We start from the raw sequence: 9,363 nt of genomic DNA, 5'->3' as shown, positions 1-9,363 counted from the left end.
CCCCATCCCGACACTGACCTTCGGTACAGTGCGGGGCTTCTCGCAGGGAAGCTAACCTAAATTTGAACTTCTTAGCGTTGGCGCATTATATCGCTTATGGTTAGCTCGATTTGGGGACTACCATCGAAAACACTGCCGACATCAAACCTCTGTAGGTGAATTTTCGCTAGATGGTAAGCCTCTTCTGGTAAGGGAACATAACCTGCTTCTGCCACTAATTCTGGGGCTTTATCTAGATAATATTCGACAAAAATCTCTAAAACGGGATTTTCTTGGGCCCTTTTGGCGTTAACGTAGAGAAACAGAGGACGGGATAAAAGATTGTATTGTTCGTTTTCTACTGTTTCCAAGGAAGGAAGGATTGGTCCGTTGCCACTATCAATGGCTACTGCTTTCAGTTTGTCTTGATGCTGTTGATAATAACCATAACCAAAATAACCGATGGCGTTGGGATCTTCGGCAACCCCTGTCACTAATACTTCGTCGTCCTGGCTACTAACGTAGTCCTGACGACTGGCTCCTGTTTCCCCTGCGATCGCTTTGGTAAAGTAGTCGTAGGTTCCTGAAAGTTTATCCGGTCCGTATAGGGTTAAAGGCTGACTGGGATAGGTGCTATCCACTTGATCCCATTTGGTAATTTTATTTTCTGCTGCTGGTTCCCAAATAGTTTGTAATTGCTCAACGGTTAAGGTTTCTGTCCAAGTGTTATTGGCATTCACTACAACGGTAATGGCATCGAAGGCAATGGGAAGTTCTATATAACTAACTTCATTATTGCTACAGGTGGCATTTTCTTGTTCTGAAATAGGACGAGAGGCCGCATTGATATCGGTTTCCCCTGTGCAGAATTTCTTGAATCCTCCTCCTGTTCCTGAAAATTCTCCTTCTATTTCGATCTCTTTAATAGATTGGTTGGTAGCTTCGTTTTTGTAGCTTTGGAGAATAATCTCTGTGATAGGAAAAACCGTACTCGATCCATCAATTTTTATTGGTTTAATGGATGACTCAGGAACGGAACCACATCCTGACAACGCAAAAGATGTAGACAAAGCAATGGCACCAATTCTATTCTTGAAAATTTTATGAATATTCGTTATCATGTGTAAGTATACCTTGTTTTAAATAATAACTGTAAGCCTTGAGTTAAATAAATTAACCTAGCCTTAGTTTTTTAAATTAACTTCTCCTTAGCCATTCCTTATTCCTACGTTCCAGAGAATAAGGGTTGTTTTAGCATTAGGATAAGCCAATCATAATCTTCCATTGCTACTGTCTCTATGAATTTAATATTTTTTTTATCTAGGCGTTTTAAAAAAGAAAAAAAAATCTTAAAATTCCCTGGTTGATTACTTTCTTAACCTAATGTTTACCGAAAAATGTTAAATTCTGCTTTAAGATTTGTCTAGTTAATTCAATTAGCAAAAAAACCCTATGTTCACAACTGTGAAATCAAGTAAACGTACCATAATAACATCCTTATCAATTCTAAGTTTAGCAATTGGTTTAGGAGCCTGCGGAGGGGGTTCTAGTGACACCTCTGACACTAGCACCACCCCTGATGGTGGCGGAGAAACCACTGCTGCCCTAGCCCCCCCCTTAGAAGGTGATGTAGCTCTCACCGGTGCTGGTGCTTCTTTCCCTGCACCCCTATATCAAAACTGGTTTGTACAACTCAACAGAGCAGTTCCCCAACTAAAAGTTAACTATCAGTCCGTTGGTAGCGGTGCTGGTGTGGAACAGTTCACCTCCGGAACCGTTGACTTTGGGGCAAGTGATGTAGCCATGACAGACGAAGAAATAGCGGCCATCGAAAAAGGCACCATTTTACTTCCTGTTACCGCAGGTAGCATTGTCGTAGCTTATAACTTACCTGGAGTGGAAGGACTTAAGCTGTCTAGAGAAGCTTACGTCGGTATGTTTAACGGAACCGTTCCCAACTGGAACGATCCCCTTATTGCCGATGCTAACCCCGATCTAGAATTGCCAGATCAACCTATCACTGTGGTTCACCGTTCTGATGGTAGTGGTACAACTGGGGTATTTACCAAGCACCTTAGTTCCATTAGTCCAGAATGGGAAGCCTCCATTGGCCAAGGTAAAAGTGTAGAATGGCCAACCGACAAAGGTAATTTTATTGGAGGTAAAGGAAACGAAGGAGTAACCGCCTCTATCCAACAAAATGAAGGTTCAGTTGGCTATATCGAGTATGGTTATGCTAAACAAAACAGTATTCCTGTGGCAGAATTAGAGAATTCTTCTGGGAATTTCATTGCGCCTACGGATGAGAGTGCTTCTGCTACCCTAGACGCGGTTACCTTACCTGAGAACCTACGGGCATTTATTACCGATCCCGAAGGAGATCAATCCTATCCTATCGTTACCTACACTTGGATTTTGGCTTATGAAACCTACGACGATCCCCAAAAAGCGATCGCTGTGGAAAGCATGATTCAATATGCTTTAACCGAGGGACAGGAACAGAGTAAGGAACTGGGTTATGTTCCTTTACCTCCCAGTGTGAGAGAGAAAGTAGCTGCTGCTGCTGATGTCATTAGTCCTGATTACGAAATTAAGTTGAACTAATCGACGACGTAAAGATTGAGGGAAAAAGGTCTTATAAAAGCTTTAGATTTTCCCTGACGCTCAAATTCTTTCGTTCTCTCCTTGCTTTTTTTATCCTCCCTGTTTTTTAACTGTTGTTTCTCTGGGCAATATAATTTGCCGATTCATCGTGACTGCATCATCTTCTAAACGACAAACCGGCGTAGGTTTTCGCTCGGTAAGGGAAAAAGCCGTAGATAATTGGTTCATTTGGCTAACTCTTGCCTTTGCCATGAGTATTGGTTTAATTCTGCTTTCCATTGCCCTAATTATTACCTGGCGCGCCTGGCCAGCGATTCAAGAATACGGTTTAAGCTTTCTATTTAATAGTTCCTGGAACCCGGTTAAAGGCCGAGAATCCTACGGCGCATTACCAGTTATTTACGGAACTTTGGTTAGTTCTTTAATTTCTTTGGTTATTGCTGTTCCTCTGGGTATTGGAACAGCTATCTTTTTAAGTGAAAATTTTATCCCCTTAAAGTTCCGCACTCCTTTAGTATTCTTAGTAGAGTTATTGGCAGCTATTCCCAGTGTTGTCTATGGGTTATGGGGAATTTTCATTTTAATTCCCTTAGTTCAGCCTTTCTCTATGTTTTTGCATAAGTTTTTCGGCTGGATACCTATATTTGGAACTCCTCCTGCTGGTGGACCGGGAATGTTTCCTGCTAGTATTGTGCTGGCAATCATGATTCTACCGATTATTACAGCTATTTCTCGGGACTCTTTGGCTTCTTTACCCCCTGAGTTACGGCAAGCTTCTTTGGGACTAGGGGCAACCCGTTGGGAAACTATTTTCCGTGTTTTAGTTCCAGCAGCTTTCTCCGGTATCGTTGGGGGAATTATGTTAGCTTTAGGACGGGCAATGGGTGAAACCATGGCCGTTACTATGATTATTGGGAATGTTAATAGAATTAGTGTTTCTATTTTAGAACCCGCTAACACCATCTCATCTTTAATCGCTAACCAGTTCGCAGAAGCTTCTGGAATGCAGGTGGCAGCCCTGATGTACGCAGGTTTAGTATTAATGCTTTTAACCTTAGTGGTGAATATTGCGGCAGATTATATCGTCAGCCAAGTTCGCGCTAAATATTAGTAATAAGATTTTGCAGTTCCCTGAGCAACTATTAATTATTTAATTATGGAAAGTCAAGCATTAAGTCTTAAAAAAAAGCCCATTTCTCCCCGTTCATTATTTGATAGTTTTTGGACAGGTGTGGCTTCGTTATGTATGATAATCACCCTAATCCCTCTGTTTGCGGTGCTAATTTTCGTGGGAGTTCGAGGGTTTCGTCAAATCAATTTTGACCTATTTACCCAGTTACCCCCTCCTCCGGGTCTTTCTGAAGGGGGTATTGCTAATGCAATTATTGGAACCTTGATGACGGTATCTATAGGAACCCTAATTGCAGTTCCTTTCGGTGTCTTAGCCGCGGTTTATCTTTCCGAGTTTAGCGGTGGTAACCAGGTTGCCAAGTGGGTAAGATTTGCCACTAACGTTTTAAGTGGAGTCCCCTCTATTATTGCTGGAGTGTTTGCCTACGGTTTATTGGTAGCTAGTGGGATCGTTGGTTTTTCCGCAATTGCTGGTGGTGTTGCTTTAGCCGTATTGATGTTACCCACTATCGTTAGAACGACGGATGAAGCCTTACAAATTGTTCCCCAAAATGTACGGTGGGCAGCTTTTGGTATCGGTGCTTATAATTACCAAACGGTGTTAAAAGTAGTTTTACCAGCGGCCATTCCTTCGATTTTGACAGGAGTAACCCTTGCCATTGCCCGTGCAGCTGGAGAAACAGCACCGCTTATTTTTACGGCTCTTTTCTCCAATTTCTGGGCCAGTCCACCACCAAAAGGATTCCTAGAACCCATTGCCACATTATCTGTATTGGTTTATAACTACGCTATTGTCCCTTTTAAACCCCAACAAGAATTAGCTTGGGCGGGATCTTTAATTTTGGTATTCTTGGTCTTAATTACCAGTGTTACTGCTCGTTTAGCTACTCGTCAGAAAACCTATTAATCTGAGTGCGGTGTTAGGAGTTTGGAATTCAGAAATTTTTAAGGAGGAAATTATAGTGGAAAATATGGAACCAGATAAGGTCCCAGTGGAAAATTTAGAGACTGTTTTTTCCCTGGATCATGTTGATATTTTTTACGGAAATTATCGTGCTGTTCGTGATGTTACTTTTACCATTCCTAAAAATAGGGTAACCGCTTTTATTGGTCCTTCTGGTTGCGGAAAAAGTACCATATTACGTTGTTTAAATCGACTCAACGACTTGATCGAAATCTTTAGTTTAAAAGGAAACATCCATTACCACGGACAGGATTTATATGCCACCGATATTGATCCCATTGAGGTGAGAAAACGCATTGGTATGGTGTTCCAAAAACCCAATCCTTTCCCCAAAACAATTTACGATAATATTGCCTACGGTGCCAGGGTTAATGGTTTCAAAGGGGATTTAGATGAGTTGGTAGAAAACTCTTTGAGAAGGGCAGTTTTGTGGGACGAAGTTAAGGATAAACTAGGAGAAAGTGGCTTCTCTTTGTCTGGGGGACAACAACAAAGATTGTGTATTGCTCGTACCATTGCTGCTGATCCTGAAGTTGTATTGATGGACGAACCTTGTTCAGCATTAGATCCTATTTCAACCCTAAAAATTGAGGAATTAATGCACGAATTAAAGGAAAATTATACCATTGTTATTGTTACTCATAATATGCAACAAGCAACACGGGTAGCAGATTACACAGCATTTTTTAACGCAGAGGCTACCGATAAAGGTAGTAAAGTTGGCTTTCTGGTTGAATACGATCAAACAGAAATAATTTTTGGCAACCCTAAAAACCAAGATACTAAAGATTACGTCAGTGGACGCTTTGGTTAATTTCAGAATATTTATTATCAATTATTGAGGTAAACAAAATGATGACTGGTATAGCCACAGAAACAGTATTGAAAACAGAAAGTTTAAATGTTTTTTACGGCTCAAACTTAGCGGTTAGAGACGTTACTCTCAATATTCCCCTCAACAAAGTTGTGGCGTTTATTGGTCCTTCTGGGTGTGGAAAAAGTACGGTTCTACGGTGTTTTAATCGTATGAATGACTTGATTCCCAGTGCTAGAATCGAAGGTAAAATTACTTTCCACAATAAGGATATTTACGCAAAAAAAGTTGATCCTGTGGACTTACGTTGTCGTGTGGGAATGGTGTTTCAACAACCCAATCCTTTTCCAAAATCCATTTACGAAAATATCGCTTTTGGTGCTAGGATAAACGGGTTTAAAGGGAAAAAAACAGACATGGATGAGTTAGTGGAAACCTCTCTAAGAAAAGCATCTGTATGGGATGAAACCAAAGATAAATTGCATCAAAGTGGGTTAGCTTTATCTGGGGGACAACAACAAAGATTATGTATTGCTCGTACCATTGCTGTTAAACCAGATGTTATTTTAATGGACGAACCATGTGCAGCTTTAGACCCCATTTCTACTCTAAAAATTGAGGAATTAATCCACGAATTGAAGACAGAATATACTATTGTTATCGTTACCCACAATATGCAACAAGCTTCACGGGTATCCGATTTGACAGCGTTTTATAACGCAGAAGCTACGGATAAAGGAGGGAAGGTGGGTTATTTAGTAGAATACGATAACACCGAGGTTGTATTCCAAAATCCTGCTCAAGAATCTACTAGAGATTATATTAGTGGACGGTTCGGCTAAATAAGCAAATTTATACAGAACTTGCCAAAATCAGTAGTCTCAAATACTTAATATCTCCCAGTAAGAGGCTCAACTGAGAACTCCGAACTCAAGTTGTCTACCTTGACTTATTTGAATACATGAGGTAAGGTTTCGTCTGTATACCGTCTTACTCTTATTACTACATTTTAGTACATTCCTAAATTACTAGCTCTATTTCTGAGTAATACCAAATCCGCTTTATATACCCTCTTTAAAAATTGACAGTCTAAAAGCTAAAAAAGCTTCTGCCCCCTGCCTTCTGCCTCTTTCAGAAGATAAGATGGGTTTGAGAACAGGATTAGGTATAAACAAGTGAGGTAGTGAAGGAAACATTAGATATTATGCGCTTAACTCGTTCTTGGCTCCCAACTTTGGCTATTTTTGCCACCACATCTTTAACTACAATTAATCCAAGCTTCGCTAACGAATTACAACCCCTTTTTGATAATCCTGAACCAGTTTTTGATAATCCTGAACCGGTTTTTAATAATCCTGAACCGGAACCCGTTTCCATTCCCAACCAACCCATTGAAATCTATGTCCCCCCACCAGAGAATAACACTGCTGGAAGTTGTGCAGCTCTGATTCAACCAGCTATCGACAATATTATTACTCCTCATCAGAAACATTGGGGAATTTTAGTTGAAAAACTGGACGATGGGACTGTTTTATACACCCATAATGCGGACAGACATTTTATTCCTGCTTCCAACAATAAACTTTTTACCACCGCAGCTGCCTTACAATTAAAAAGCGCTCAATCAAAAATTCGCTCAAAATCCCTACAATCTTGGGTCAACGTTACCAATATCAGAAGCAATAATTACTATGCTGATATCCTTCTACGTCATATCGGGGGACAACAAGCGGCTAAAAATGCTTTAGGAAAATTAGGGGTTGACCCCAGTGATTATCGTCAAGTGGATGGTTCGGGTTTATCCCGTCGTAATGTGGCCACTCCTCGCTCTTTAATCACTACTTTACGAGCGATGTACTATACCCCCCAACGGGATGTGTTTTATGCTTCCTTACCGGTTGCCGGGTCAACAGGAACCCTTCGGAACCGTATGAAAGGAACACCAGCACAAGGAACTGTTCGTGCTAAGACAGGAACATTACGAGGGGTTAGAGCTTTGTCCGGTTACATGAAACATCCCCACTTCGGAATGGTGGTCTTTAGCATCCTAGCTAACAATCCTAATGTTTCTGGGTCTTCTTTGATTCGTTCTATTGATAAAATTGTCTTACAAGTGAGTACCACTCGCCCTTGTCAGTAACAAATCTTAAGAAAATCTGTTGCTAATTGTTGTCAATAAGCAACAATTGTTGCAAATTGCCTTAAAAAAGGGGTATCATAATTAATTAATAGTATTACCATAGAGCAATTTGCTATGTCTTCTTACACTGCCAATTCCCTAAAAGCCGAGTTAAATGCCAGAGGTTGGCGTTTGACCCCCCAAAGGGAGAAAATACTGCACGTCTTCCAAAACCTCCCCAGGGGTAATCATTTGAGTGCTGAGGAATTGTTTGAACTACTGGAGGAGAGGGGAGAAACTATTAGTTTATCTACTATTTACCGCAGTGTTAAGTTGATGTCTCGTATGGGAATTTTACGAGAGTTAGAGTTAGCAGAAGGACATAAACACTATGAATTAAATCATCCTCACCCTAACCACCATCATCACATGGTTTGTATCCAATGTAATCGTACTATCGAATTTAAAAATGACTCTATTCTTAAGCATAGCTTGAAACAGTGCGAAAAGGAAGGATTTCAATTAATCGATTGTCAGTTAACAGTTATGACCATTTGTCCTGAAGCTATTCGCATGGGTTGGCCTTCTTCTCTCCCTAGTAACTGGGTGTGTACTCGTTCTATTTCTGATGAACATTCCCATCATTCCCACGAGGATAAAAGCAAACTAGAATCTAAATAAACTCGCTATTAAAAATATTTTTAATTTTTTTAATCAAAAACTGGTTAATGGAATCTAACAAAAAACATTTAATGGAATCTAACAAAAAACATTTAAAAGAAAAATAAGGCATTACTAAGCTTTAGCACAAGATGTCTGAGAATTCTGGCAAACTTACAAAACAACTAATAAGTAAACACTCCTTCAACATTTCATTAACCTGACGTTCCCAGTTGGAAAGCTAACGCCTTCTTTTTCATCATTTGGAATATATTATAAAATCCATTGGCGCGGGAAGGTGTTAGGCTGACATTGAGTCCCATTTCTTCGATAAAGTCGGGAGTTACTTCCATAATTTCACTAGGAGTTAACCCATTTAATCCTTCAACCAATAAAGCAACTAGTCCCTTGACTAATTGAGCATCTGAATCCCCTTTGTACCAAATTTTACCATCTTCTAAGTCTGCTGTAATATACACCTGAGAAACACATCCCTTAACCTTATTGTCTTCTATTTTGGTGCCTTCTGGCATGGCTTCTAATTTTTTACCGTACCAGAGTAGTTGTTCGTAACGCTTCTTGGGATCAGAACGCTTTTTGAATTTCTCGACAATACGGGCTAAATTTGGAGGTAAAGTGTTTCCTGGTGATGACATGGATTGATTTTAAAAACTCAGTACTAGGTTGTGTTTTTTCCATAGATTATTGTAGCAAGTTTTTTCTTTCCCCATCAAGACAGAATGCCCAGATTGATGATGATAGCGACCTGTAAGAAACCAGCAAAGGAACTTGTTCAACATAATGTCGAAAAGGATTCCCCATTGTCTTACGTTGGGGAGGAATTTTCGACCAACAAATAAATCGACCGTAGGGAGTCCTTATTATAGAAACTTGCGCTATAACAGTATCACCTTTTGACAGATACTATGCCTGAGACCCAACCTATAACAGTAGCCTGCAAACTTGAAGTTAGCAATACACTCGCCAAGGAAATTGACGACACATTGCTGGTGTTTGCAACTGCGTGTGATTGGGTAAACTCATATCTTGCACCTGACGAGGCAAAGTTCCAAGCCATGTTCATAAAACCAG

At 40.3% G+C, this 9,363-nt stretch carries 9 protein-coding genes; 7 read left to right on the top strand and 2 right to left on the bottom strand.

What is annotated here, in order from left to right:
• Positions 1 to 71: 71 nt before the first annotated feature.
• Positions 72 to 1,100: a PstS family phosphate ABC transporter substrate-binding protein gene (locus P9B04_RS09025; protein ID WP_342054653.1), complete on the bottom strand. Its 1,029-nt coding sequence runs from the start codon at positions 1,098 to 1,100 to the stop codon at positions 72 to 74.
• A 331-nt stretch (positions 1,101 to 1,431) separates the two neighbouring features.
• Between P9B04_RS09025 and pstS the strand changes: the two genes are divergently transcribed.
• From pstS to P9B04_RS08990, 7 genes are all read left to right on the top strand, one after another.
• Complete coding sequence (gene pstS, locus P9B04_RS09020) at positions 1,432 to 2,583, top strand: phosphate ABC transporter substrate-binding protein PstS (RefSeq protein ID WP_342054652.1); 1,152 nt, start codon at positions 1,432 to 1,434, stop codon at positions 2,581 to 2,583.
• A gap of 148 nt (positions 2,584 to 2,731) precedes the next feature.
• Positions 2,732 to 3,694: a phosphate ABC transporter permease subunit PstC gene (pstC, locus tag P9B04_RS09015; protein ID WP_342054651.1), complete on the top strand. Its 963-nt coding sequence runs from the start codon at positions 2,732 to 2,734 to the stop codon at positions 3,692 to 3,694.
• 45 nt (positions 3,695 to 3,739) lie between these two features.
• Positions 3,740 to 4,621 (top strand): phosphate ABC transporter permease PstA, encoded by an 882-nt coding sequence (gene pstA / locus P9B04_RS09010; protein ID WP_342054650.1) that lies wholly within the window; start codon positions 3,740 to 3,742, stop codon positions 4,619 to 4,621.
• 64 nt (positions 4,622 to 4,685) lie between these two features.
• Positions 4,686 to 5,492, top strand: coding sequence for a phosphate ABC transporter ATP-binding protein PstB (pstB, locus tag P9B04_RS09005; protein WP_342054649.1), 807 nt, complete (start codon positions 4,686 to 4,688; stop codon positions 5,490 to 5,492).
• A gap of 38 nt (positions 5,493 to 5,530) precedes the next feature.
• Positions 5,531 to 6,334, top strand: a complete 804-nt coding sequence (gene pstB / locus P9B04_RS09000; RefSeq protein ID WP_342054648.1) for a phosphate ABC transporter ATP-binding protein PstB — start codon at positions 5,531 to 5,533, stop codon at positions 6,332 to 6,334.
• A 362-nt stretch (positions 6,335 to 6,696) separates the two neighbouring features.
• Positions 6,697 to 7,632, top strand: a complete 936-nt coding sequence (locus tag P9B04_RS08995) for a D-alanyl-D-alanine carboxypeptidase (RefSeq protein WP_342054654.1) — start codon at positions 6,697 to 6,699, stop codon at positions 7,630 to 7,632.
• Positions 7,633 to 7,746: 114 nt separating this feature from the next.
• Positions 7,747 to 8,292: a transcriptional repressor gene (locus P9B04_RS08990; RefSeq protein ID WP_342054647.1), complete on the top strand. Its 546-nt coding sequence runs from the start codon at positions 7,747 to 7,749 to the stop codon at positions 8,290 to 8,292.
• 194 nt (positions 8,293 to 8,486) lie between these two features.
• Here P9B04_RS08990 and P9B04_RS08985 read toward each other — a convergent pair whose 3' ends face one another.
• Positions 8,487 to 8,927 (bottom strand): SufE family protein, encoded by a 441-nt coding sequence (locus tag P9B04_RS08985; RefSeq protein ID WP_342054646.1) that lies wholly within the window; start codon positions 8,925 to 8,927, stop codon positions 8,487 to 8,489.
• Between the last annotated feature and the right edge of the window lie 436 nt (positions 8,928 to 9,363).

This window comes from Crocosphaera sp. Alani8 (assembly GCF_038442745.1).
GTDB lineage: Bacteria > Cyanobacteriota > Cyanobacteriia > Cyanobacteriales > Microcystaceae > Crocosphaera.
Note: the sequence above shows the minus strand (reverse complement) of the source record. Positions and strands in the feature narration are given on the sequence as shown.